Genomic DNA, 24,635 nt, shown 5'->3' on the forward strand with positions numbered 1-24,635 from the left:
ACACACCCGCTCACCCGAATGGAGTAATCCCCCGTGAACAACCCTCTCACCGGCACCCGGGAACCGGCCGGTCTCACCATCGCCCCCGCCTCCCTCGACGCATGGCACGAGGTGGCGGAGTGGTGTGCCGACGAAGGATGGAACCCGGGCCGCGGCGATGTCGGCTGTTTCCATCCCACCGACCCCGCGGGCTTCTTCACCGGCCGGATCGACGGGGAACTCGCCACCGCCATCTCCGTCGTCACCTACTCCGACCGGTACGCCTTCCTCGGCTACTACCTCACCCGCCCCGACCTCCGGGGCCGGGGCCTGGGCCTCGCCACCTGGCGGGCCGCCTTCGGGCACGCCGGGGACCGGCTCGTGGGGCTGGACGCGGTCCCCGCGCAGCAGGCCAACTACCAGCGCTCCGGTTTCATCCCGGCGTACGGAACCGTCCGCTGGAGCGGCCGGCCCGAGCGCGCCGGCGCGCCGGCCCCGGGCACCGTACCCGTCGCGCCGGAACATCTGGACGCGATCGCCGCGTACGACCGCGAGTGCTTTCCCGCCGACCGCAGGGGCTTCGTCTCCCGCTGGCTCGGCACGGCCGGACACACCGCGCATGTCCGGCTGCGCGACGGCCGGGTCACCGGATACGGGGTCATCCGGCCCGCCCGGGACGCGTACCGGATCGGCCCGCTCTTCGCCGACACCCCCGACGACGCCGGAGCGCTCCTGGACGCGCTCACCTCCGGCCTCGGCCCCGGCGACGAGGTCGCCGTCGACATGCCCGAGACACAGCCGGCGGCGGCGGAAATCGCCGCCGACCGGGGGCTGACGGCCCAGTTCCCCACCGTCCGCATGTACACCGGTCCGGCGCCCGAGATCCGGACCGAGCGGGTCTTCGGGATCACCACACTCGAACTCGGCTGACCCGGAGCCGGGGGCCCGCCGGCCCCCGGCTCCTCAGCTCTCCGGCGTGCCCGCCGGCGGCGCGGGGCTGCCGGGGGTCCCGTATCCGTCCGATGCCGGCGCCTCCGGCGGTGATTCGGGCGCGGGTGCCTCGGGCGACGCCGGCTCGGCCGGGGGCGCCGACGAGGGCCCCTCGGGCGACGCGGGCCCGGACGACGGCGCCTCGGGCGACGCGGGCTCCGATGAGGCGCCCGACGGCGAGACCGGCGGACACTCCGCCGCGCCCTCCGGACACGGCGAGACCGGTGGATACGGTTTGCCCTCGGGCGGCTTCGCCGTGGTGTCCGTGTCGCCGTCACTGCCCGGGGGACGGGCGATCCAGTCCCGGTTCTTCCCGTCGTAGAGGACGAACTCCTTCACCGGCCCCGGCGCCGGCTCCACCACGACCACCTTCGACGGGTTGTAGCCCGGCCAGGAGTCCCCCGTCCGCTTCACCGTCCCCTTCTGGGCCACCGGCGGATCCAGCGGATTGCCACAGGCACAGCGCACCCGGGGCACCCCGCGATCGTCGATCAGCACCGCCGTGCCCGCCTGGAGCACCGCCTGGTACGGGGTGGCCGAGCCGTTGCGGTAACCGTGGTTGGTCACCCGGGTGTCCAGCCGCAGCTGAACCGGCGTCAGCGAGCGCAGATAGCGCGGTACGTCACCGGGCTCGATGTCCAGGGCGCCGGCGAAGGCGTTCCGCCGGGACGGATCGTCCGTCAGGTAGCGGATCTGCCGCTCCACATCGCAGCTCGCCGTGTTCCGGGTGCCGCCGTACAGACCCGGTGTCGAGCCCGTGACCCCCTGAGTGGTGTTCGCCGGCGAGGCCGACGCGGTGGGCAGGCCCGTGGCGGTGCCCTCGGCGGCGCTGTCATCCGCCGTCGAGGCGGTGTACGGGTCCGGCCCCGCCGACCCCGCCGCCTGGAGAAACACCTCCCCCTGCGCGGAGCTCCCCGAGCCGGCGCCGTCACCGTCGGAGCGCGTGAGGATCACCGTCACGACGACGGCCGCGATGAGCACGGCGGCGAAGCCGGCGATCCCGGGTACGGAGCGCCACCACGGGCGCCCCGGCTTCCCGGCGGGCCCGGTGGGGCCACCTGGTTCCCCCGTGCCGCCCGAGCCGCCCGGAGGGCGCGGGCCGGAGGGACCGCCGCCGGTCCCGTCCGGCGGTGGCGGCGGGACGGGGTTCTGCCGCGTGGGACCCGAGAGCGGTCCGGAGGGCGGTCCGGACGGCGATTCGGTGGGCCGCTCGGACGAGGGCGGTTCGGCGCTCATGGGTGGACTCTTCTTCCCCGAGTAAGAACGAAGGCGAGAAACCTCCGATTTCTCGCATCTAGGTGCATTGTGCGCCGGGGGGTTGCGGGGTGCGGGATTGGACACGGCCGGTGCGGTGTATGCGGACCGCATGGCGCACACGGGTCGGGGTGCGGGTTCTTTCCCGGGGCTCCGCCCCGGGCCCGGCGCCTCAATCTCCCCCAGAGCTTCGCCTGGGAGGTACCCCCAGCGGGGCTGGATTTTGCTTGCTCTCGTTCGCGGGTGCGGGCTGGTGTGGGGGCGGTGTCGCGTCCTCGCCCGCGTCGTTCGGGTCGCCCGTGGTGCGGGTGCCTTTCCGGGGCTCCGCCCCGGACCCGGCGCCTCAAACGCCGGCGAGGCTGAGTTTGGTGCTGTTGTTCGCTGGTGCGGGTCGGTGCGTGGGTACGGGGCGGGACACCTTCGCATTGGTTCGGCCCGGGGGTCCTCCGGGCTCGACTCCTCAGAGCCGGCGGAAACCGGCGCGCTTGCACTGATCACCCCGGTCTTACCGCCGGCTCTTCCGGGGACGACCCTGCACACCCCCTTCACGAGCATCGCCCGATAAGCAGCCCCCCACCCCAAGCCGCTTGTTTCCGGTGCGGGAGCGCCCGCCCAGAAGCACCCGCCCACTCTGACGCCCATCACAATCCGGCCCCCGGGTGACGTTCCGGAGCGGGGTTCCCCGCCTTGTGAAACCGTCTCGGAACGCACGGACGCGCAGAGCACTGTCATCACGCACTGGGCTTACTCGCGGAAAGGGGGACGCGCAGGAGCGGTACTGGGGCGTCAAGCGTGATTTGTGGCGCAAACCCGGGTGATCAGAACAAGACCGGGTGCGCGCGCCGTAAATCATGCAGCCCCAGTGCCGAACCGGAGCGGCACCCAACCCGCACCAACAAGCACCCGGCCCGGGGATACGGGCAACCCGCACACACAAGAGCCCCGCCGGCGATTGAGGCGCCGGGCCCAGGGCGGAGCCCCGGAAACGCACCCCGCCAGAGGCACCCGCCCCCCTTCGCGGTCGGACCAGTCCGGCGGGCGGGCGCGGGGATGCCTGCATAGCGTGACAGCGTGAGCTCTCCACAGCCTCCGGCCCGCGCGCGTGCCCCGCACGGCTGGCTTCAGGCACTTGTCGCGGTCGCCGCCGCCGTGGTGGCGGCGGCTGTCACGGCCGCGCTCGGGGTGTGGGCGGCGGGTGCGGGCGGTCTGCCCGGCGGTGCGTACCCGCGCGTGGTGGCGGCCGTGATGGTGCTGGCCTTCGGCGGTTCCGTGGATCTCTCGGGTGACGCCGGACCGCTCGGGGAGACCCGGGCCGTGCTCCATGTCCGGCCGCTCTCCGTCACTCTCGCGGCGGCACTCGCTCTCGCCCGGGGCTTTCTGCGCCCGCTGCGGCACCGGGCCGTGACGGCCGGCCGTGAGCTGCTCGGCTGGGCGGCGCGCACGGCCGCCCTCTGGACACTGGTGCTGATCGCCCTCGCGGCGTACGCGCGGCAGACCTTCGCGATCGAGCCCGGCGGCGTCGTCTCCGACATCGGCGAGCTGTTCGGCACCACGCCGCACGCGGGCTTCCGGGCCGATGTCCCGCGCACGCTGTTCCTGGGGCTGGTCTGGGTGGCGATCCTGCTGCTGCTCTCGCTGGTGGTGTCGCGCGGCGCTCCGCTCCCCGCCCGGCTGCTGCGTTTTCAGGCTCCGGTGCGGCCCGCCGCGTACGCCATGGTCGTACTGCTGCTCGGCTGTGTCGCGGTGGGGGTGATCGCCGGGCTGGTGGTCGCCGCCACGCGCGGGCATCCCGCCGAGACCTTCGCCGTGATCCTGCTGGGTGTGCCGAATCTGGTCTGGCTCGCTCTCACTCTCGGGCTCGGGGCGTCCTGGGACGGCACGGCCGAGGGGCCGTTCGGGCTGCCCATGCCCCGGCTGCTCGATCTGGTGGTCCGCACCCCCGGCGGCGGGACCCTCAATCTGCGTACGCTGGCCGAGCACGACGCCCGGGTCTGGTGGCTGCTGGCGGGGGCCGCCGTACTGGTTCTGGGGGCCGCCGTGCTCATGGCGGTGCGTTCACCGGCGTCCATGCCGGCCTGGGAGCATGCGGCGCGGATGGCGGTGGCGCTCACTCTGACGGTGCTGGTGATCTGTCTGATCGTGCCCGTCGACGCCTCCTTCGGGCTCTCTCTGCTCGGCATCGGTGATCTCGGCGGCGCCCTGGGTGCCAAGGTCGCGCTCACCCCGCACTTGTGGCCGGCGCTCGGCCTCGCTCTGGTGTGGGGGGCGGTCACGGGCTTTCTCGGCGCCCTGATCGCCGGGCCCGTGCGGCGGCGGGGTGAGGCCGGGGCGCGGGGTCAGTGACCGCGGGGGAAGACCGGCCGGGCCCACTCCGGCGGTTCCGGCGGCGGGGTCACCGTGCGCGACACGATCCGGGCGGAGCGCGGCGCGGTGGGGGGTACGCGGGCGAGGGCGGCGGCGCGCAGCGCGCTCACGAATCCGCCGCAGGTGTCGTACCGCTCGTCCGGGCTCTTCGCGAGTGCCCTGGCGAGGACGGGGTCCACCGCGGCCGGGAGTTCGGGCCGGCGTTCGGTCAGGGATGGTGGTGTGTCGAACTGATGGGCCCACAGCAGGGCCATGTCGTCGTCGCGCTGGAACGGCGGAGTGCCGGCCAGGGTCTCGTAGACGACACAGGCGAAGCCGTACACATCGCACCGGCCGTCCACGGGCCGGCCCGAGATCTGTTCCGGTGCCACATAGTCGAGCGTGCCGACGAACTGCCCGACGGTGGTGAATCCGGTCAGTGAGAGGGATTTCTTCGTGAGCCCGAAGTCGGTGAGATAGACATGCTCCGGGTGGTCGCTGTCGGTGCCCTCGGCGATCAGGATGTTGCCCGGTTTCACATCGCGGTGCACCAGGTCGTGGGCGTGGGCGGCGTCGAGTGCGGAGGCGACCTGGGCGGCGATCCGGCCGGCGGTCGCCACCGGCAGCGGGCCCGTGCGGTTGAGCAGGGCCCGCAGGTCCTGGCCCGGGACGTAGCGCATCGCGATGTAGAGCAGCCCGTCCGTCTCACCCGCCTCGAAGACCGGCACGATGTGCGGATGGTCGATGGCCGCGGCCACCCGTGACTCGTGGGTGAACCGTTTGCGGAAGGTGTCGTTGCGGGCGAGTTCGGGGGCGAGGAGTTTGAGTGCCACCGTCCGGTCGAGCCGCAGATCCCGGGCGCGGTACACCACGGCCATGCCGCCGCGGCCGATCTCGCGCTCCACCCGGTAGTCCGCGATCCGCTTCCCGATCAGATCGGAGGCCCGGCCCGAGGGCAGCCCGGTCCCGGGAGGGACCGGCGCCATCAGGGTTCACCCTCGCGCGGTGCGGCGGTACGGGTGGGTTCGGGCACTTCCTGGTCCGGCTCGGCCGGTACGACCCGGGTGGGGTCGGGCGCGGGCGCGGTCTCGGCCGGTACGACGCGGGTGGGTTCCGGTGCGGGTGTGTCCTCCGCCGGTACGACCCGGGTGGGTGGCGGCGACGGTGGCGCGGCGACGCGGGTGGGGTCGGGCGCGGTCTCCGCCGGTACGACCCGGGTGGGTTCCCGTGCCGGTGTGCCCTCCGCCGGTACGCCCCCGGTCGGCTCGGCGCCGCCCGAGGCGTCCCGACCGCCCGAAGCGCCCCGACCGGCGGGGTCCGCCGGGTCCACGGGGTCCGCCGGGTCCACGGGGTCCACGGGGTCCGCCGGGTCCACGGGGTCCACGGGGCCCGCCGGGTCCGCCGGGACCGCGAAGGTGCTCAGGCTCCGCCCGTCGCCGTACACCCAGCGCTCGTGCTCCGCGTCGTACAGCCAGACCGACTCGCCGTCGGCGACCAGCCCCACCCGGCGGCCCCGGGTCCGCTCCCGGAAGCCCTCGCCGTCGATCCGGCCCGCCATCAGCTCCTCCACCGCCTCCCGGTACTCGGCCAGTGCCCGCTCCGCCCTGGCGAGCAGCGGGCGCGGGTCCGCGGTGCGGGCGGGTGGCAGGCCGGGGGCGGGCGGGGTCTCGGGGACGGTGATCAGCAGACGGCCGTCCACCCAGGCGGACCAGCCGTTCGCGCAGAGGATCCGGCCCCAGTCGCCGCGCCGGTCGACCAGACGGACCGGCAGCAGCGGGTCGAGCGGTTCGGTGGGGCGGGAGACATCCGGGTCCTGCCACGCGGGCAGCCCGGCGGGCGGGATCACATGGGTCGGCCGGAAGTCCGCGGTCGTCATCGGACGCCGCCCTACTTCCGCATCACGGCGGGTTCCTGGTGGCGCAGCAGCCGGAGCACCAGGAAGCCGAAGAGCACGGAGAGGACCACCATCATGCCCATATTGGTGAGCCAGACCGCCGCCGAGTGCTCGAAGAGAGGATCCGAGGTCAGCTTTCCCGGCACGGTCCGGGCCAGTCCGATGGTGCCGGCCATCGCTCCGAGCGCCCATCGCGACGGCACGAGCCAGGCCAGCTGCTCGATCACCGGCAGCCCGTCCAGCTTGAGCAGCGCCCCGCAGAACACCACTTGCACGATCGCGAGGAGCACCAGCAGCGGCATGGTGACCTCCTCCTTGCGCACCAGGGCGGAGACGAGCAGGCCGAGCATCATCGCGGTGAACGACAGCAGTGCCACGGCCAGGGTGATCTCGGCCAGCGGGGCCGTCACCACCCCTTCGCCGCCCGGAGCGCCGAGATCGACGCCCGCGAGCCCCACCAGGGTGAGGACAACGGCCTGGAGGACGGTGATGGTGCCCAGCACCACGACTTTGGACATCAGATACGCGGAACGGGACAGCCCGACGGCACGTTCCCGCCGGTAGATGACGCGTTCCTTGACGAGTTCCCGCACCGCGTTGGCGGCGCCCGTCAGCACACCGCCGACGCAGAGGATGAGCAGGGCGTTCATCGCGGTCTCGCGGTCCAGCCGGCCGCCCGCCAGCGCCCGGGCCATCGCGCCCATCACGAACGGCAGCGCGATCATGATGATGAGGAAGGTGCGGTCGGCGGCGAGCGCGGCGGAGTACCGCCTGATCAGGGTCCACAGCTGGGAGCCCCAGCTCTGCGGTTTCGGCGGGGGCGGCGCGACCGGGACGGAGATGTCCCGGTCGGGCGCGTCCGAGGCCGGGCGGGACGCGCCGTATCTCCGGCTGAGCGGGGAGTCGCGGTACGCGCCGGCCCAGTCGCGCTCCCGGTCGTTCTCGAAGGCTTCGAACGCCTCCGGCCACCGTTCGAAGCCGAAGAACGACAGCGCGTCCCCGGGCGGGCCGAAGTAGGCGATCCTGCCGCCGGGCGCGAGGACCAGCAGCCGGTCGCACACATCGAGACTGAGCACACTGTGGGTGACCACGATGACGGTCCGGCCGTCGTCGGCCAGGCCGCGCAGCATCTGCATCACCGAGCGGTCCATCCCGGGGTCGAGGCCCGAGGTCGGTTCGTCGAGGAAGAGGAGCGAGGGCTTGGTGAGCAGCTCCAGCGCGACACTGACGCGTTTGCGCTGGCCGCCGGAGAGGGTGTGGATGCGCTGGCCCGCGCGCTCCTCCAGGCCGAGTTCGCGGATCACCTCCGCCACCCGCGCCCGGCGTTCGTCCGCGGCGGTGTCCTGCGGGAAGCGCAGTTCGGCGGCGTACCCGAGGGCGGCGCGCACGGTGAGCTGGGTGTGCAGGATGTCGTCCTGCGGCACCAGCCCGATGCGGCTGCGCAGCTCGGCGTAGTCGCGGTAGAGGTCGCGGCCGTCGTAGAGCACGGTGCCGTGGTCGGCGGGGCGCAGTCCGGTGAGGGCGTTGAGCAGGGTCGACTTGCCCGCGCCGCTCGGGCCGACGACGGCGAGCAGACACTTCTGGCCGACGGGGAAGGAGACATGGTCGAGCAGGGTGCGCCGGCCCCGGTCCACGGTGACGGCGAGATCCTGGACGCCGAGGGAGATCTCACCGGTGTCCACGTACTCCTGGAGCTCGTCGCCCACCAGGCAGAAGGCGGAGTGCCCGATGCCGATCACATCGCCCTGGGCGACCGGGGCGGTGGTGACCGGCGCGCCGTTGAGGAAGGTGCCGTTGTGCGAGCCGAGGTCGGCGATCTCATGGGTGCCGTCCGGGCGCAGCCGCAGTTCCGCGTGGTGGCGGGAGACCGTCAGATCGTCCACCACCAGGTCGTTGGAGGGGCTGCGGCCGATCCGCACGGTCCGGGCGGGCAGCGGGCGCACCGTGGTGGGCCGGCGGAAGGTGCCGGTGGCGGCGGGCGCGGCCAGATGGAGGCCCGAGAGCGGGGGAGCGGAGGCCATGAGCACGGCGCGCGGGCCGTCGGCCGCGTCGCCGAAGCGGAGCACACTGCCGGCGCGCACATCGCTCTCCGCGACCCGTCTGCCGTCCGCCCAGGTCCCGTTGGTGCTGTGCTCGTCGGCGACCGTCCAGTGCCCGTCCTCGGCATGCAGGACGGCGTGGTGCCAGGACACCCGGTCGTCGTCGAGCACGATGTCGCTCAGCGGGTCGCGCCCGAAGTGGTAGTCCCGGTCCGGGCTGATCACGGTGGATCTGTCGCCGGTTTCGAGGACGAGTTCGGGTGCGGTCGGAGCGATGGGCCGCTCTGCCATGCTTGAATTCTATCGATTGGTGACGGTATCCGCCCCCGCGAGCCGGTCTCACGAGGGCGGACATCCTCCGGGGCCGGTGCTACGCCTCCGGGGTCAGCCGCAGGGTCAGGATCTGGAACGGACGGAGCGCCACCGCGATCCCCTCCCCGGTCACCCGGAGTGCTCCGCCGCCCTCGCCGTCTCCGAGGGGGCGTTCCAGCAGATCCGTGACCACGGCCCGGGCGAGCGGGAAGCCGGTCCGCAGGGTCGCGGCCGCCCGGCCGCCGTGGGCCTCGTACAGCCGTACGATCACCGCGCCCGAGCGGTCGTCGGCCATCTTCACCGCCTCCACCGTGACGGCCGGATGGTCACTGCTCACCACCGGTTCCACGGCCGCCCCCGGTGCGAGCCGGAGCGGCAGATTGAGCGCGTACCCCTCGGCGATGGCGTCCTCCAGGGAAGCGCCCGGCAGCAGGGCATAGGTGAAGCGGTGGCGGCCCTGGTCCGCCCCGGGGTCGGGGAACCGGGGCGCGCGCACCAGGCTGAGCCGGACCGTGGTCGTCGTACCGCCGTCCGGACGGGTCGTGCGCGACACATCATGGCCGTAGGTCGCGTCATTGAGGATCGCGACGCCGTACCCCGGCTCCGCGACATGTACCCAGCGGTGGTGCCAGACCTCGAAACGGGCCGCGTCCCAGGAGGTGTTGGTGTGGGTGGGCCGGTGCACATGGCCGAACTGGATCTCCGACGCCGCCCGGTCGGCGTGCACATCGAGCGGAAAGGCGGCCTTGAGGAGCTTCTCCGCCTCGTGCCAGTCGATCTCCGTCCCGATGTCGATCCGCCGGCTGCCCGCCCGTACGGTGACGGTCTGCGCGATCCGCGAGCCGGTGCCGAAGGCCCGCTCGATCCGTACCGCGCCGAGCAGCGGACCGGACTCGGCCACCGTCACGGAGTCGGTGCCGAGCAGATCGGTGAACCGGCCCCGGTAGTGCTCGTCGATGTCCCAGGCGTCCCAGCGGTTGGGCAGGTCGGTGTGGAGCCGCAGCAGATTCCCGGGCGCCGCCAGCACCTCGCGGCCGGCCGTGAGATCGCGTACCGAGGCGAGGGTGCCGTCGGCCGCGAACTCCACCCGCACCAGGCCGTTGTCGAGCACCCGGTCCGTCACCGTCACCGGATGGGGCGCGACCGAGGTCACCCGGTCCGTCACCGCCACCGTCACCGGATGCGCCGGGACCGCGGTGGTCAGCGGGGCGCTGCCGTTCGCGGGAACCACGGTGTGCGCGAGCCCGCCGTCGGGGGTGCGCACCACCTCCGCACGGTCGCGCGGCGCGGCGTTGAAGGCCCGGAGCCCGCCGCCGTCCGCGCCGAGTGCGGCCAGCGACGCGGCGATCAGCTCCTCCAGCTCCCGGGTGACCCGCGCGTACTCGGCCTCCGCCTCGCGGTGCACCCAGCCGATGGACGACCCGGGCAGGATGTCGTGGAACTGGTGGAGCAGCACCGTCTTCCAGAGCGCGTCCAGCCGGTCGTACGGATAGGGCCGGCCCGGTGCGCGCAGCGCGGCCGCGGTCGCCCACAGCTCCGCCTCCCGCAGCAGATGTTCGCCGCGGCGGTTGCCCTGCTTGGTGCGGGCCTGCGAGGTGTAGGTGGCGCGGTGTGCCTCCAGATAGAGCTCGCCCGACCAGACCGGGGCATCGGGATACTCCGCCCGCGCCGCGGCGAAGAAGGCGTCCGGATGCTCCACCCGCACCCGCGCCGACCCCTCCAGATCGGCCAGCCGCCGGGCCCGTTCCATCATCTCCCGGGTGGGGCCGCCCCCGCCGTCCCCATGACCGAAGGGCACCAGGGAGCGGGTGCCCCGGCCCTTCTCCCGGTAGTTGCGCACGGCATGGGCCAGCTCCCGGCCGGAGAGCTCGGCGGTGTAGGTGTCCACCGGCGGGAAGTGGGTGAAGACCCGGGTCCCGTCGATGCCCTCCCAGCGGAAGGTGTGGTGCGGAAGCTGGTTGGTCCGGTTCCAGGACATCTTCTGGGTCAGGAACCACTCGTGCCCGGAGAGCTTCGCCAACTGCGGGAAGGCGGCGGTGTAGCCGAAGGAGTCGGGCAGCCACACCCCCTTGGTCTCGATGCCGAAGTGATCGAGGAAGAACCGCTTCCCGTGCACGAACTGCCGGGCCAGCGCCTCGCCGCCGGGCAGATTGCCGTCCGCCTCCACCCACATCCCGCCGACCGGCGCCCACTGCCCGGCGACGACCGCGTCCCTGATCCGCTCCCATAGGGCGGGCGCGTGGTCGCGCACCCAGGCGTACTGCTGCGCCTGGGAGCAGGCGAAGACGAACTCCTCGTACTCCGCCGCCAGCGCGGTGGCGTTGGCGAAGGTCCGGGCCGCCTTCCGCCTGGTCTCCCGGACCGGCCAGAGCCACGCACTGTCGATGTGCGCGTGACCGACCGCCGAGATCCGGTGTGCGCTGGCATGCGCGGGGCGGGAGAGCGCCGGCAGCAGCCGTTCCCGTACCGCGGCCGCCGAACCGGACACATCATCCGGGTCCAGGGCGTCGAGCGCCCGGTCGAGCGCGTGCCCGATCTCGTGCCGGCGCGGCTCGTCCTCGCGGAGCTCCGCCATCAGCTCGCCGAGCACCCGCAGATCGAGCGAGAGCCCCCACACCTCCTCGTCGAGCACCGCGAGGTCGGCACGGGCGAAGGTGTACAGCGGATCCCTTCCGGCGGTGGACGGCTCACCCAGCGGGGTCGGCCGGAAGCCGCCGCCCAGGATGTCGGGGTTGGAGGCGGCCTCCAGCAGAAGTGTCACCCGCTCGCCGCCGGCGGCCGGACGGGCGAGGGGGACATGAAGGTTCCGCGGATTGACCGCCTTGAGCGGGGTGCCGCCGGCCGTGTACACCAGCGCCTCGGCCTGGAAACCGGGCATGTCGCCGGAGAAGCCGAGATCGAGAACGGCCTCGACCCGGCGGCCCGCCCAGGCGGCCGGCACCTCCCCCGTCACCCGGAACCAGGTGGTGCCCCAGGGCGGACCCCACCGGGTGCCCGGTGCGAAGGGCCGGTAGGACCGGGCCACCGCCTCGGCGAAGGGCACCGGTTCACCGGGCGCCTCCCAGGCGGTCACCTCGAAGGGGACCGCCGGTGAGTGGACGGCGGGCTCGACGCGCAGGGCGAGGGCGCGGGCCACCCGCTCCTCGATCCTGCGGGGTTCATCGTGCATGGACGGCTCCTCGGGACGGACGGCGGCGGGGCTGCTACCGGAGATGGGCCAGACCGGGATGGGCGGCGGTGTACGCGTCCACCAGCCGCCGCGCCACACTCACCGAGTCCACCAGCGGATGGAGCGCGAACGCCGAGACCGCCCGCTCCCGGGAGCCGCTCGCGGACGCCGCCAGCACCTCCCGCTCCACCGCCTTGACCGCGCACACCAGACCGGTGGCATGGCCCGGCAGCGGACTCACGGGCACCGGATGGGCGCCGTTCGCGTCCACGAAGCAGGGCACCTCCACCACCGCCTCCGCGTCCAGCGCCGCGATGGCGCCGCGGTTGCGGACATTGAGGATGAGCGTGGCCCGCCGGCCCCGCGCGATGGCCCGCATCAGGGCGAGCGCCACCTTCTCGTACCCGCCCGACTCCAGATCGGCCGCGTCGCGCTCACCCGCGCCGGACGCCTCCCGGTTGTGGGCCATGTAGGTGGCCTCCCGCTCCGCGCGGGTACGGTCCCAGGCCGCCAGCGCGGGGGTGCCGGGGCGCTCCATCTCCGCGTAGAACCGGGCCTGCTGCCGGTGGAGGAAGGCGCCCCGGGTCAGCTCCGCCTCGCGGTAGGCGCGGACCGTCTCCCGGTTGAAGTAGTAGTAGTGCAGATACTCATTGGGGATCGCGCCGAGCGAGCGCAGCCACTCGGGGCCGAAGAGCCTGCCCTCCTCGAAGGAGCCCAGCAGCTCCGGATCGGCCAGCAGCCGGGGGAGTTCGTCCCGCCCCGCCACCCGCAGTCCGCGCAGCCAGCCGAGATGGTTCAGGCCCGCGTAGTCGAACCACGCGCTGTCCGGGTTGACACCCAGCACCCGGGCCACCCGGCGGCCGAGCCCCACCGGCGAGTCACAGATCCCGATCACCCGGTCGCCCAGCAGCGCGGCCATCGCCTCGGTCACCAGCCCCGCCGGATTGGTGAAGTTGATGACCCAGGCGTCCGGGGCGAGGCGGGCCACCCGGCGGGCGATGTCGACCGCGACCGGCACGGTCCGCAGACCGTAGGCGATACCGCCGGCGCCGACCGTCTCCTGCCCCAGCACCCCCTCCGCCAGCGCGATCCGCTCATCCGCCGCCCGGCCCGCCAGACCGCCGACCCGGATCGCGGAGAACACGAACTCCGCCCCGCGCAGCGCCTCGTCGAGATCACCGGCCACCACCACGGCGGGCGCGTCCGGCACCCCGGCCGCCTGGTCCGCCAGCACCCGGGCGATCGCCGCCGACCTGGCCGGGTCCGTGTCGTACAGGGTCACCCGGGTGACCCTGCCCTCCGCCCGGTCGGCGAGGAGCGCGCCGTACACCAGCGGCAGCCGGAATCCGCCCCCGCCGAGGATCGTCAGCCTCATGCCCCCGCCACCCGCCTCATGTCCACCACTCCCGCTCCGTGTCGCTTCCGTCCGCCGGGTCCCCGGCGGCCATGGTCGTCCCCGTACCGCCATCCTGCCCGCGCGTCCCGCCCGCGCGGACCGAAACGCCGTGCCCGGTCACGGGTTCCCGGCTCGTGGGAGGATGCCCGCCATGACTCGCATGCGAAGGGCCCGTGCCGCGTAGAACACCCGTCTCACTCCGTCCTCGGGAAGGTCTCCGCAGGAATCCCCGGGTGCGGTACCGCGATGTCCCCGGTCTGTCCGGCGGGGCGAATGCCGCGATCCGTCTGCTCGAACGGGAGCGGCTGACCCCGGGCATCGTCTCGGCGGCGCTGAGTGTGTGGTCCGTGCGGGTGCACGGCACCGGGCGCCGGTGGCGGCCGTGGGAGGCCGAGTTCACCTGCCCGTGCTGCGGCGAGGGCTGGGCCCGGGACCGGCTCCGGGATGTTCTCCGCATGCTGCCGCCGGGAGCCGCCGCCGAACTCCGGATCCGGGTCGAGCGCCTGGACGCGGTGCTCCTCGAACGGACACACCCGGAGCCGGCGGCGGATCCGGAGCCGGCGTGGTGGCATCACCGGTGCTGACCCCGCCGGTGGCGCTGATGTGCGTACGGGTTCGTGGCCGGCGGGCCCGCCCCGACGCCGGGATCCGGGCGGCCCCTTGCCCGGTGCCGTGCCGGGCGTCGCGGGCCGGTGAACCCCGCCGGTCACGGCGCTAGTTCGTCAGCTCCGCGCCCAGCCGGCTCCGGAACGGGTCGGTGCCCAGGGTCTTCCCGCCGAAGGAGACCGATCCCCTGGCCGTGATCCCGGACGCCGTCCCGCGCAGGATCCACGCCGCGCCGTCCCCGTTGTTCTCCTCGGGAGCGCCGACGACCAGCTCCGCCCGTCCGTCCCTGTCGAGGTCCACCAGCCGGGTCGCCCGGCCGAACCGGTCCTGCGGCTCCGCGGTGCCCGGCACCCCGGCGGTGTTCTGGCCGATGAGCTGGGCGCCGCTGCCGGTGAGCCCCTGGCGCGAGCCGCGCAGCAGCACCACGGTCCCCGCCTGCTCCGCCGCGCCGACGTTCTCGTACGGGACGCTCACGGCCACATCCTGGTAGCCGTCTCCATTGGCGTCGCCCATGGTCAGCGCGGTCCCGAAGCCGTCATGGAGGCTGTCGGCGCCCGGCACCCCGGCGCTGTTCTGGTGCACCACCCACGGCTTGTGGGTCAGCGGTCCGGCGGAGGAGCCCCGCAGGGCGATCACCGCCCCGCCCCCGGCGCCGGAGTTGCGGGGCGCGGTGGTGCCGATGACCAGGTCCTTGTACCCGTCCTTGTTGATGTCGCCGATGGCGAGCGAACGGGTGCCGGCCCCCGCCCAGCCCACGACCCCGATCCGCGCGATGGTCGTGCCCAGCCCGCGCGGGCCGCCCAGCCTCACCTCGGTGTGGAGGGGGCGGTCGGGTGCGGCGGCCCGCCCCCGGGCCATGGCCAGGTCGGTGTGTCCGTCACGGTTCAGATCGCCCGCCGCCCAGGTCGTGATGCGGGTGTCCAGGCCCGAGTAGAAGTGGTTGACCCGGCTCGGGGACCCGCTCCGGCCGAACGGTCCGGCCAGCAGCCGGATCCAGTTGCCGGCCTGCTCTCCCTTTCCGGCGCCGGAGCGGGTGGCGACATCGGTCCGCCGGTCCCCGTCGAAGTCGCCGGTGAGCAGTCCCTCGACCCGGGCGTCGGCGGTGCCCTCGATCAGCACGGCGGAACCCTTGAGCCCGGCCCGGCCGCCCCAGATCACCGAGATCATTCCGTGCCGCCGGCCGAGGGCGCTGCCGTCGGCGGACTCGACCAGCAGATCGGTGTATCCGTCGCGGTCGAGGTCGGCGGCGGCGACGGTGGTGCCGAAGAGGTCCCCGGCCTCGGGGGTGCCCGGCACCCCCGCGGTGTCCTGGTGGATGATCTGCCGCTTCGCCGGGAGGCCGGCGGACTTGGCGCCGTAGAGCACCGCCACATGGCCGGCGTCCGGCACTCCGCCGATCCGGGCCCCGGGCGCGGCGACCGCGATGTCGCGGTAGCCGTCGCCGTTGAAGTCCTCCGGTGTCGCGGCGGGCGCGGCGTACGTCCCGGTGACGGGGCCCGCCGCCGGGGCGGCGAGGGCGACCGGGGCGGTCAGCGGGACGGTGACCGCGAGTGCGGCGGTGAGCCCGAGGGCACGGAAGGGCGCGGAGACCGGCCCGGATGATCTGGCTCGCATGAACTCTCCCCATGAGTCCGGGTGTGCGGATGGTGATCCATCCCTGACCCGCGTTGACCCCCGGCGCGGCCGAAGGGTTGTGCTTCTCGGGGCACTTGCCTCCCGGGGCCCGGAGGGCCGCCCGGGCCCCGGGGCCGGTGCCGGACCGCCTCCCGCCGCCCGGCGGGGCGTGGGCGTGGCGGGATACGGACACCCGCGCGCAGGGACTTAGGGTTACCTAACTACACTGGCGGGCTCACGGGCGCACCACCGCTCGCCACACCCTGGAGAGATGACCATGGAGCATGGAGCCGGGCGTTCGCCGGAGCTCGGAGAGAGCCGCGGAGCGGGACACGTTCCGCCGCGTACGGGGACGGCCGCGGGCGCTCCCGGTGCCGCCCGCTTCGGCGCCGGCGGGCGGGGCCTGATCGGTGCCGCCGTGCGCACACTGCTCTTCGACATCTGGACCGAGGAATTCCTCACCCGGCACCCCGGCGGGACCGTGGTGGACCTCGGCGCCGCTCCCGGCACCCGCTTCGAACGGCTCGACAACGGTACGGCGCACTGGTACGAATTCGGCCATTCCGCTCCGGAACCGGACCTCCGGAGCGCGCCGGGCGGCTCCGTCGCGGCCCGCGGCCGGCGGCACCGGATGGCCATGGACCCGGCCGACCCCGTGTGGACCGGCACCTGGACCGAGGCCGTCCGGGCGAGCCCGGGGCCGTACTTCCTCATCGCCGAGGCGGTGCCGCCGCACTGGGGCGCGGAGCAGATCCGGCAGGTCTTCCGCACCGCCGCCGCACGGCTGCCGGGCGCGCACTTCGCGGTGGAGACCGCGGCCCCCGGGACGCCCGATCTCCACGACCTCCGGGAGACTCATGACGCGCCCCGCCCGGCCGGCGGGCCCACGGGCTGGCACTGCACCGACCCCGCCGAGCCGGAGAGCTGGTACGACGGCATCCGGCTCACCCAGTCCTGCACCCTCGCCCGGCTGCCCGCCGCGGTCAGCGCGCGGATCCCGATGCCGCAGCGCGGGATGCTGCGGGCGATGGCGACGGTGATGCGCCGCCAGGTCCAGTCGTACCGCTTCAACCGCTATCTGCTGGGCGGCTAGAGCCCACCCCGGCCCACCCCGGCCCACCCCGGCCCCGTTCCGGCCCACCCCGGCCCGCTCCGGACAGCGCGCCCGAACCGCTACCGCGGCAGCCGGAACGCCTCCAGGATCCGCTCCGCCGCCAGCGTCGCCGTCAGCTCCCCGTCCCGCACCAGCCGCTCCAGTCCCGGAGCCAGCTCCCGTACCGCCGGATGGCTGCGCAGCCGCTCCCGCAGCTCGTCGTGGACCATCGCCCACGCCCAGTCGATCTGCTGCGCCCGGCGCTTGGCGGCGAGCCCGTCCGCCGATTCCAGTACCGCCCGGTGCTCTTCGATCCGCTCCCAGACCGTGTCCAGCCCGGCGGACTCGCGCGCGCTGCACGACAGCACCGGCACGGTCCACGCGGCGCCGGCCGGATGCATCAGCCGGAGCGCTCCGGCCAGCTCCCGCGCCGCCGAGCGGGCGTCGCGCTCGTGCGGGCCGTCCGCCTTGTTCACCGCGATCACATCGGCCAGCTCCAGCACACCCTTCTTGATGCCCTGGAGCTGATCGCCGGTCCGCGCCAGCGTCAGCAGCAGAAAGGTGTCGACCATATGGGCGACCGCGGTCTCCGACTGGCCGACCCCGACCGTCTCCACGAGCACCACGTCGTACCCGGCGGCCTCCATCACGATGATGGTCTCCCGGGTCGCCTTCGCCACCCCGCCGAGCGTCCCCGAGGTGGGGGAGGGGCGGACGAAGGCCGACGGGTCCACCGCCAGCCGCTCCATCCGCGTCTTGTCCCCGAGAATGGAGCCGCCGGTACGGCTGGACGACGGATCGACCGCGAGCACCGCCACCCGGTGGCCGAGCCCCGTCAGCATGGTGCCCAGCGCGTCGATGAAGGTCGACTTGCCGACCCCCGGCACTCCGCTGATGCCCACCCGGCGGGACGCTCCCGCGTACGGCAGCAGCGCGGTCAGCAGCTCCTGCGCCAGCACGCGGTGATCCGCCCGGGTGGATTCCACCAGGGTGACGGCCCGGGCGATGTACGCCCGCGAACCGTCCCGCACACCCTTCACATAGGTGTCGATGTCGATCGTCGGCGGCACCGGCTCACCGCTCGTGGCCGAGCGAGGCCGCCAGGGTGCGCACCAGATCGTGCGCGGCGTCCGGGATCACCGTGCCCGGCGGGAAGACCGCCGCCGCACCCGCCTCCCGCAGCGTCGCCACGTCCTGGGGCGGAATGACCCCGCCGACCACGATCATGATGTCCTCGCGCCCCTCCGCGGCCAGCCGCTCCCGGAGCGCGGGCACCAGGGTGAGATGCCCCGCCGCCAGCGAGGAGACACCCACGATGTGCACATCGGCCTCCACCGCCTGCCGCGCCACCTCGGCCGGGGTCTGGAAGAGCGGGCCCACATCGACATCGAAACCGAGATCCGCGAAAGCGGTCGCGATCACCTTCTGGCCCCGGTCGTGGCCGTCCTGGCCCATCTTCGCCACCAGAATCCGCGGACGGCGCCCCTCCGCCTCCTCGAACTCCGCCACCAGCCTCCGGGTGCGCTCCACGGACGGGGAGTCTCCGGCCTCGTTTCGGTACACACCGGAGATCGTACGGATCTGGCCCGAGTGCCGCCCGTACACCTTCTCCAGGGCGTCCGAGATCTCCCCGACCGTGGCCATCGCCCGGGCCGCGTCCACCGCCAGCGCCAGCAGATTGCCCTCGGGGCCCGGCCCCGGGCCGCGCTCGGCCGCAGCCGTCAGCGCCCGCAGGGCGTCCTGGCAGACCCGCTCGTCCCGCTCCTCGCGCAGCCTGCGCAGTTTGTCGATCTGCCGCCCGCGCACCGCGGAGTTGTCGACCTTCAGGACCTCGATCCGCTCGTCGGCCGCCACCCGGTACTTGTTGACCCCGATGACCGGCTGCCGGCCGGAGTCGATCCGCGCCTGGGTACGGGCCGCCGCCTCCTCCACCCGCAGCTTCGGGATACCGGCGTCGATGGCCCGGGCCATGCCCCCGGCCGCCTCCACCTCCTCGATGTGCTGCCACGCCCGGCGGGCCAGATCGTGGGTCAGCCGTTCCACATAGGCGCTCCCGCCCCAGGGATCGATCACCCGGCAGGTGCCCGACTCCTGCTGGAGCAGGAGCTGGGTGTTGCGGGCGATCCGCGCCGAGAAGTCGGTCGGCAGCGCCAGCGCCTCGTCGAGCGCGTTGGTGTGCAGCGACTGGGTGTGCCCCTGGGTCGCCGCCATCGCCTCCACACACGTCCGGGTCACATTGTTGAAGATGTCCTGCGCGGTCAGCGACCACCCCGAGGTCTGGCAGTGGGTGCGCAGCGAGAGGGATTTGGGATTCCTCGGATCGAAGGTCCGCACCAGACGCGCCCAGAGCAGCCGGGCCGCCCGCAGTTTGGCGATCTCCATGAAGAAGTTCATCCCGATCGCCCAGAAGAAGGAGAGCCGGGGCGCGAACGCGTCCACATCGAGCCCCGCGCCCAGCCCCGCCCGCAGATACTCCATACCGTCCGCGAGGGTGTAGGCCAGCTCCAGATCGGCCGTCGCCCCCGCTTCCTGGATGTGATAGCCGGAGATGGAGATGGAGTTGTAGCGGGGCATCCGCCGCGAGGTGAAGGCGAAGATGTCGGAGATGATCCGCATCGACGGGGTGGGCGGATAGATATAGGTGTTGCGGACCATGAACTCCTTGAGAATGTCGTTCTGAATGGTCCCGGCCAGCTTCTCCGGCGGTACGCCCTGCTCCTCCGCGGCCACGATGTAGAGCGCCAGCACCGGCAGCACCGCACCGTTCATCGTCATCGACACACTCATCCGGTCCAGCGGAATACCGTCGAAGAGCTGCCGCATGTCGTAAATGGAGTCGATCGCCACCCCCGCCATGCCGACATCCCCGGTGACCCGGGGGTGGTCGCTGTCGTACCCCCGGTGGGTGGGCAGGTCGAAGGCGACCGAGAGCCCCTTCTGGCCGGCCGCCAGATTGCGCCGGTAGAAGGCGTTCGACTCCTCCGCGGTCGAGAAACCGGCGTACTGCCGGATCGTCCACGGCTGATTGACGTACATCGTGGGGTAGGGGCCGCGGAGAAACGGCGCCACCCCCGGATATCCGCCGGTGAAATCCAGCCCGGCGAGATCCTGTCCGGTGTAGAGCGGCTTGACGGGAATTCCCTCCGGGGTCTCCCAGACGAGATCGCCGTCGCCCTTTCCGGTGGATTCCTTCAGGGCGGTGCGCCACTGGTCCGCCGCGTTCGCGGAGGCCCCGGAGAAGACCGGGGAGACCCCCTCGGGAGCCGGCGCCCCGAGCGGGACACCGGAGAAGTCCGGAATCGGATCACCCATCACGCCACTCCCATCCGGTCCAGCGCGGAGGTCAGCACGGCGACCGCGTCACCACCCGCGACAAGGAACTCGTCCAGCCCGTCCCGTACCCACCGCTCGCGCAGCTCCGCGGGCGGCCGGCCCGCCAGATACACCCTCACCGCCCCCGCCTCCTTCAGCGCCCGCGCGACCGGCCCCGCCCCCTCCGCGTACAGCGCGTCACTGGAGCAGACACAGGCGATGGCGGCACCGGAGGCCCGGAACGCGGCGGCGGCCGACTCCGCGTCCACCGACACCGGGTCGTGCACCGGTTCCACCCCGCCCGCCCGGAAGAGATTGCCGGCGAACGACGCGCGCGCCGTGTGCGCGGAGGCCGGGCCGAGCGCGGCGATGAAGACCCGGGGCCGGACGCCGGCGGTCGCGAGCCAGGCGTCCGAACGGGCCCGCAGCGCCTCGAAATCCCCGTCCCGGCGCACCCTCGGCAGCCCGCCGCCCGGCGCGGCGGGCGCCGGGTCGCGCTCCACCGGGGCCTGGTCCAGCAGCGGGAACTCGCTCACTCCGGTGACCGGCTCCGCCCGCCGTGCCAGATTCGCCCGGCGCTTCTCCCAGGCCGCCCCGATCCGCTCGGAGATCAGCCCGCCGCGCAGCGCCGCGAGCTGTCCGCCCGCGCGTTCGATCTCCCGGAACCACTCCCAGGCGGCATGGGCGAGTTCATCGGTGAGCCGTTCCACGTACCAGGAGCCGCCCGCCGGATCGATCACCCGGCCCACATGGGACTCCTCCAGCAGAATCGCGGAGGTGTTCCGGGCGATCCGCCGGGCGAAGGCGTCCGGCAGCCCGAGCGCGTGGTCGAAGGGGAGCACGGTCACTGCGTCCGCGCCGCCGGCCCCGGCGGCGAGCGAGGCGACCGTGGTGCGCAGCATGTTCACCCAGGGGTCGCGCCGGGTCATCATCACCGGGGAGGTCACCGCATGCTGGCGCTGCGCCCCGGCGGAGGGCGCGCCGCACACCTCGGCCACTCTCGCCCAGACCCGTCTGGCGGCCCGGAACTTCGCGATCGTCAGAAACTGGTCGGCACTCGCCGCGTACCGGAACTCCAGCTGTCCCAGCGCCGCCTCGGCGGTGAGCCCGGCCGCCGTGAGCGACCGCAGCACGGCGACCCCGGTGGCGAGCGAACATCCCAGCTCCTGTGCGGGGGAGGCGCCGGCCTCGTGATACGGCATCGCGTCGACGGTCAGCGCGCGCAGACCGGGGTGGGAGCCGTGGCAGAGCCGGGCCAGGTCGGCCGCGGCGGCGAGTTGGCCGCCGGTCTCGTCGTACTCCCCGGTCCGTGCCGCGAGGCCGAGCGGATCGGCACCCAGATTGCCGGGCCCGGGTCCCTGTCCGGGGCCGCCCGGGCGGCCGGCGAGGATGCGCAGCAGTTCGCGGGCGGCCGGCTCGAACTCCGCGCCCGCGTCGAGGACGAGCGGCGCGAGATCGAGGTGGACACCCTCCAGCGCGGTGCCGAGCCCGGAGACCGGGACGCCCGTCCCGCCGACCGAGAGCCAGAGCGAGGTGACCCCGTTCTCCAGATCGGTCAGTACGGCCTCATTGGTCCGGGCGGGGTCGGCCAGACCGTGGCGCTGGCGCACGTCCCAGCCCGCCACCGCGCCGCCCTCGGGCCTGCCGCCCCGGACGAAGGGCGCGAACCCGGGGAACCCCCGGGACTCCGGAACCCCCGGGGAGCCGGTGCCGGCGGTGGTGTCCGGACGCCGCGCCGTGTCCGGTGTGTAGAGGGGGAGGGTGGTGATCCCGTCCTCCAGGGCGGTGGACAGCATCTCCTCCGCCGCCTCGTCCGGTACGTCCCCGCCCGTCCTGCGCAGCACACCGGCCACCAGCCGCCGCCACTGCTCATGGGTGACATCCGGAAACTCCGCGGCCAGTGGGAACCCGTCATCGGGGAGGACCGTCATGCCCGGATGCTAGGACAACCACGTATCCGAGCAGCAGTGCGACGGACTGTGACGTTACCCTCCCTCCGAGGGCTTGATCCCGTACGGCGGATGCTCTACCCGCTGGTAGGAATCCATCCCTCCGCAGGGGCCGGCTCGTGAACACCGGGGCCATTCGGGGGAACACGCGGCCGGCGCGGGTGCCGGGGCCGTCCCGTCACCCGGGTCACCGCTACCGTGCGAAACGGCCTCCGGACCCCCGCGCCGCGAACGGGGACCCGGCCGGCGCGGCTCCGACCCGGTGCGGAGCGGCCCCCACCGCACGGCTCGGCTCCTGGAAGGCGGACCCGCTATGGCAGGTGAGATCTCCTTCTTCGAACTGGGCGTCGCCGACTACGAACAGGCCCGCACCTTCTACGGCTCGCTCTTCGGCTGGACCTTCGCCCCCGGCTCCTCGGAGGGCGGCGGCTACGCGATCCACACACCCGGTGTCCCCGGCGGGGTCCACGGCGGCGATCCGCATGCCACCCCCTATCTCTTCTTCCGGGTCGACGACATGCCGTCAGCACTCGCGCGCGTCGCCGAACTCGGCGGCTCGGCCGACGATCTGGACCTCGGCGAGACCGAGGAGACCCTGGCCCGCTTCGGCCGCTTCGTCTTCTGCCACGACGACCAGGGCTCACCCTTCGGCCTGCACGAACCGCCCGGGAGCCGCCCCGCCGGCGAGGTCTGACGCCCCGCCGTCCCCGCACCGTCCGCCCGTACACATGCGCGAGCCGGTGCCCGCCGTATAGCCTCGCCCCTGCCATCGCGCCTCTGCCGCCCGCCCATCGCGCCACGCGGCGTACCCGGGTGTCCGGGACGGCGGCGCGGGTGGCGCGGAAGGCAGGAGAGACGCGGGCTCCGTTCGACTCGGGACCGCGAAGGCACCGGCATCCGGTCCGCCCGGACCGCCGAACAACCCTGGGGACATCCATGCGCATCGCCCTGAGCCAGATCACCACCGGCCCCGACCCGGCGCGGAATCTCGCCGTCGTACGGGCCGATGCGCACCGCGCGGCGGACTCCGGCGCCCGCGTCGTGGCCTTCCCCGAGGCCACCATGGCCTGCTTCGGCACCCGGCTCGCCCCGCTCGCGGAGCCGCTGGACGGGCCCTGGGCGACCGGGGTCCGGCGGATCGCCGAGGAGACCGGGGTGGTCGTGGTCGCCGGGATGTTCACCCCGGCCCCGGACGGCCGGGTGACCAACACCCTGCTGGCCACCGGGCCGGGTGTGGAGGCCGCCTATGACAAGATCCATCTCTTCGATGCCTTCGGCTTCACCGAATCCGCCACCGTCGCACCCGGATCGGAGGTCGTCACCATCGATGTCGACGGCCTCCGGATCGGCCTGGCCACCTGCTACGACGTCCGCTTCCCCGAGCTCTTCCGGGCCCATGCCGACGCCGGTGCCGCGCTCACCCTGCTGCCCGCCTCCTGGGGCGACGGTCCCGGCAAACGCGAGCAGTGGGAACTGCTCACCCGGGCCCGCGCGCTCGACGCCACCCTCTGGGTCGCCGCCGTCGACCAGGCCGATCCCGTGGCGTCCGGCCGGGAGATCGCGCCCGGCACCCCGGCGGGCATCGGCCACAGCGCGGTGATCGGCCCGGACGGGACCGTGCGCGAACGTCTGACCGCCGGTCCCGGGCTGCTGCTGGCCGAGGTGGACGCGACCGAGGTCGACACCATCCGCCGGACCATTCCCGTCCTGGCCAACCGCAGGCTCTGACGCACGGGTGCGGGCGGCGCACAGGTGTATTCGGGACCGCGCCGGGCTATGGCTTCACCGACCCCTTTCCTCCTCCCCGGAATGACCCCATGTGCTGGAGCGCGACCGCGGATCTGGTGGCGGGCACCGTCATCGGCGGGATCGGGGTGGTCTGCGCGGCCCGGGTCCGGCGGGCCCGCGATCTGCCGCTCGCGGTGCTGCCGCTGCTCCTGGGAGCGCATCAGATCATCGAATCGGCACTCTGGCGCCACGGCGGCGGGCCGGGGGCCGCGACCGACGCCTGGGTGGTGATCGCCCTGGTGGTGCTGCCCGTCTGGGTGCCGCTGGGCGTCCTGCTCCCGGCCGCGCCGGCCGTACGGGGACGGGCTCGCCGTCCCGCTCGGCGCGGGGCTCGTCACGACGGGTTTCCTGGCGTACCGCCTCGCGGGCCGCACCGTCACGGCGGAGCCCCGGGGCCGTACGGTCGGCTATCTCCTGGACCTGCCCCGGCCGGGACTGATCATCACCGGCTATCTGATCGCCACGGTGGGTGCCCTGCTGCTCTCCGGGGATCCGCCGCTCCGTCTCCTGGGCGCGGTGACGGGTGCCGGGGCGGTGGTCTGCGCCCTGCTGTGGCGGACCGCCTTCGTCTCCACCTGGTGCGCACTCGCCGCCGTCGCCTCCGTGATCCTTCTCGGCTGGGTGCGCCGGGACCGCGGGCCGGCCGGGCACCCTCCCGGAGGGGCGCGCGGCCCGGCCCGGTGACTCCCCGGGAAACCATCCCGATTCTTCCCGGCTACTTCCCGGTCGAGCGGGTAGCCGACGCGACAGCGGAGCGTTCACGACTCGGGAGGAACCATGGCGACCGGCAGTTCTCCGGCCCCCGTACCGGCAGGTGACCGGGGACCGTGTGCCCGGTGGCGCCGCAGGCCCGGACGGGGGTCGGTCTGATGCGGAGCCGACCGGCGCGAGGCCCGA

The 24,635-nt window shown here is 73.7% G+C and carries 17 protein-coding genes and 1 pseudogene; 8 read left to right on the forward strand and 10 right to left on the reverse strand.

The features are described from left to right. Positions 1 to 33 precede the first annotated feature (33 nt). The gene (locus AAFN69_RS12865) at positions 34 to 909 is read left to right on the forward strand and encodes a GNAT family N-acetyltransferase (RefSeq protein ID WP_347728571.1); all 876 of its coding nucleotides are present in this window, start codon (positions 34 to 36) and stop codon (positions 907 to 909) included. A 33-nt stretch (positions 910 to 942) separates the two neighbouring features. On the opposite strand, the gene AAFN69_RS12870 is transcribed toward AAFN69_RS12865, so the two are convergent. Beyond that, positions 943 to 2,205: a DUF6777 domain-containing protein gene (locus AAFN69_RS12870; protein WP_347728572.1), complete on the reverse strand. Its 1,263-nt coding sequence runs from the start codon at positions 2,203 to 2,205 to the stop codon at positions 943 to 945. Between the two features lie 1,089 nt (positions 2,206 to 3,294). On the opposite strand from AAFN69_RS12870, the gene AAFN69_RS12875 reads away from it, so the two are divergent. Next, positions 3,295 to 4,566 (forward strand): streptophobe family protein, encoded by a 1,272-nt coding sequence (locus AAFN69_RS12875; RefSeq protein WP_347728573.1) that lies wholly within the window; start codon positions 3,295 to 3,297, stop codon positions 4,564 to 4,566. On the opposite strand, the gene AAFN69_RS12880 is transcribed toward AAFN69_RS12875, so the two are convergent. The 5 genes from AAFN69_RS12880 to AAFN69_RS12900 form a co-directional block, all read right to left on the reverse strand. Then, positions 4,560 to 5,552: a serine/threonine-protein kinase gene (locus AAFN69_RS12880; RefSeq protein WP_347728574.1), complete on the reverse strand. Its 993-nt coding sequence runs from the start codon at positions 5,550 to 5,552 to the stop codon at positions 4,560 to 4,562. The genes AAFN69_RS12875 and AAFN69_RS12880 overlap by 7 nt on opposite strands. Next, the gene (locus AAFN69_RS12885; RefSeq protein ID WP_347728575.1) at positions 5,552 to 6,442 is read right to left on the reverse strand and encodes a hypothetical protein; all 891 of its coding nucleotides are present in this window, start codon (positions 6,440 to 6,442) and stop codon (positions 5,552 to 5,554) included. The genes AAFN69_RS12880 and AAFN69_RS12885 overlap by 1 nt, the downstream gene beginning before the upstream one ends. Positions 6,443 to 6,453: 11 nt before the next feature. Next, the gene (locus tag AAFN69_RS12890) at positions 6,454 to 8,790 is read right to left on the reverse strand and encodes an FHA domain-containing protein (protein WP_347728576.1); all 2,337 of its coding nucleotides are present in this window, start codon (positions 8,788 to 8,790) and stop codon (positions 6,454 to 6,456) included. A 79-nt stretch (positions 8,791 to 8,869) separates the two neighbouring features. Further along, a complete protein-coding gene (locus AAFN69_RS12895) occupies positions 8,870 to 11,980 on the reverse strand; it encodes a glycoside hydrolase family 38 C-terminal domain-containing protein (RefSeq protein ID WP_347728577.1) in 3,111 nt (1,036 codons plus the stop codon). Positions 11,981 to 12,014: 34 nt separating this feature from the next. Next, positions 12,015 to 13,355 (reverse strand): 6-phospho-beta-glucosidase, encoded by a 1,341-nt coding sequence (locus tag AAFN69_RS12900; protein WP_347728578.1) that lies wholly within the window; start codon positions 13,353 to 13,355, stop codon positions 12,015 to 12,017. A 254-nt stretch (positions 13,356 to 13,609) separates the two neighbouring features. Here AAFN69_RS12900 and AAFN69_RS12905 point away from each other — a divergent pair, with 254 nt between their 5' ends. Then, on the forward strand, positions 13,610 to 13,960 hold the full coding sequence (locus tag AAFN69_RS12905; RefSeq protein WP_347728579.1) for a hypothetical protein: 351 nt from the start codon (positions 13,610 to 13,612) through the stop codon (positions 13,958 to 13,960). 130 nt (positions 13,961 to 14,090) lie between these two features. On the opposite strand, the gene AAFN69_RS12910 is transcribed toward AAFN69_RS12905, so the two are convergent. Beyond that, positions 14,091 to 15,596 carry a hypothetical protein gene (locus AAFN69_RS12910; RefSeq protein WP_347728580.1) on the reverse strand — a complete coding sequence of 502 codons (1,506 nt, stop codon included), beginning with the start codon at positions 15,594 to 15,596 and terminating at the stop codon, positions 14,091 to 14,093. Positions 15,597 to 15,867: 271 nt separating this feature from the next. On the opposite strand from AAFN69_RS12910, the gene AAFN69_RS12915 reads away from it, so the two are divergent. After that, a complete protein-coding gene (locus AAFN69_RS12915) occupies positions 15,868 to 16,689 on the forward strand; it encodes a hypothetical protein (protein WP_347728581.1) in 822 nt (273 codons plus the stop codon). 80 nt (positions 16,690 to 16,769) lie between these two features. Here AAFN69_RS12915 and meaB read toward each other — a convergent pair whose 3' ends face one another. Genes meaB through AAFN69_RS12930 form a run of 3 tightly spaced genes read right to left on the reverse strand, consistent with a single transcriptional unit; the run spans position 16,770 to position 21,932 of the window. Further along, on the reverse strand, positions 16,770 to 17,759 hold the full coding sequence (gene meaB, locus AAFN69_RS12920) for a methylmalonyl Co-A mutase-associated GTPase MeaB (RefSeq protein WP_347728582.1): 990 nt from the start codon (positions 17,757 to 17,759) through the stop codon (positions 16,770 to 16,772). Positions 17,760 to 17,763: 4 nt separating this feature from the next. After that, positions 17,764 to 20,001, reverse strand: a complete 2,238-nt coding sequence (gene scpA, locus AAFN69_RS12925; protein ID WP_347728583.1) for a methylmalonyl-CoA mutase — start codon at positions 19,999 to 20,001, stop codon at positions 17,764 to 17,766. Beyond that, positions 20,001 to 21,932 (reverse strand): methylmalonyl-CoA mutase family protein, encoded by a 1,932-nt coding sequence (locus AAFN69_RS12930; protein WP_347728584.1) that lies wholly within the window; start codon positions 21,930 to 21,932, stop codon positions 20,001 to 20,003. The genes scpA and AAFN69_RS12930 overlap by 1 nt, the downstream gene beginning before the upstream one ends. A gap of 331 nt (positions 21,933 to 22,263) precedes the next feature. Here AAFN69_RS12930 and AAFN69_RS12935 point away from each other — a divergent pair, with 331 nt between their 5' ends. The 4 genes and pseudogenes from AAFN69_RS12935 (at position 22,264) to AAFN69_RS12950 (ending at position 24,422) form a co-directional block, all read left to right on the forward strand. Next, the gene (locus AAFN69_RS12935) at positions 22,264 to 22,644 is read left to right on the forward strand and encodes a VOC family protein (RefSeq protein WP_347728585.1); all 381 of its coding nucleotides are present in this window, start codon (positions 22,264 to 22,266) and stop codon (positions 22,642 to 22,644) included. 242 nt (positions 22,645 to 22,886) lie between these two features. Continuing rightward, on the forward strand, positions 22,887 to 23,678 hold the full coding sequence (locus tag AAFN69_RS12940; protein WP_347728586.1) for a carbon-nitrogen hydrolase family protein: 792 nt from the start codon (positions 22,887 to 22,889) through the stop codon (positions 23,676 to 23,678). A gap of 89 nt (positions 23,679 to 23,767) precedes the next feature. Next, a pseudogene (locus AAFN69_RS12945) lies at positions 23,768 to 23,980 on the forward strand (DUF6629 family protein); the annotation flags it as partial. A gap of 106 nt (positions 23,981 to 24,086) precedes the next feature. Continuing rightward, positions 24,087 to 24,422: a DUF6629 family protein gene (locus AAFN69_RS12950; protein ID WP_347728905.1), complete on the forward strand. Its 336-nt coding sequence runs from the start codon at positions 24,087 to 24,089 to the stop codon at positions 24,420 to 24,422. Positions 24,423 to 24,635 lie beyond the last annotated feature (213 nt).

Source organism: Streptomyces sp. CAU 1734, from assembly GCF_039888735.1.
Taxonomy (GTDB): Bacteria; Actinomycetota; Actinomycetes; order Streptomycetales; family Streptomycetaceae; genus Streptomyces.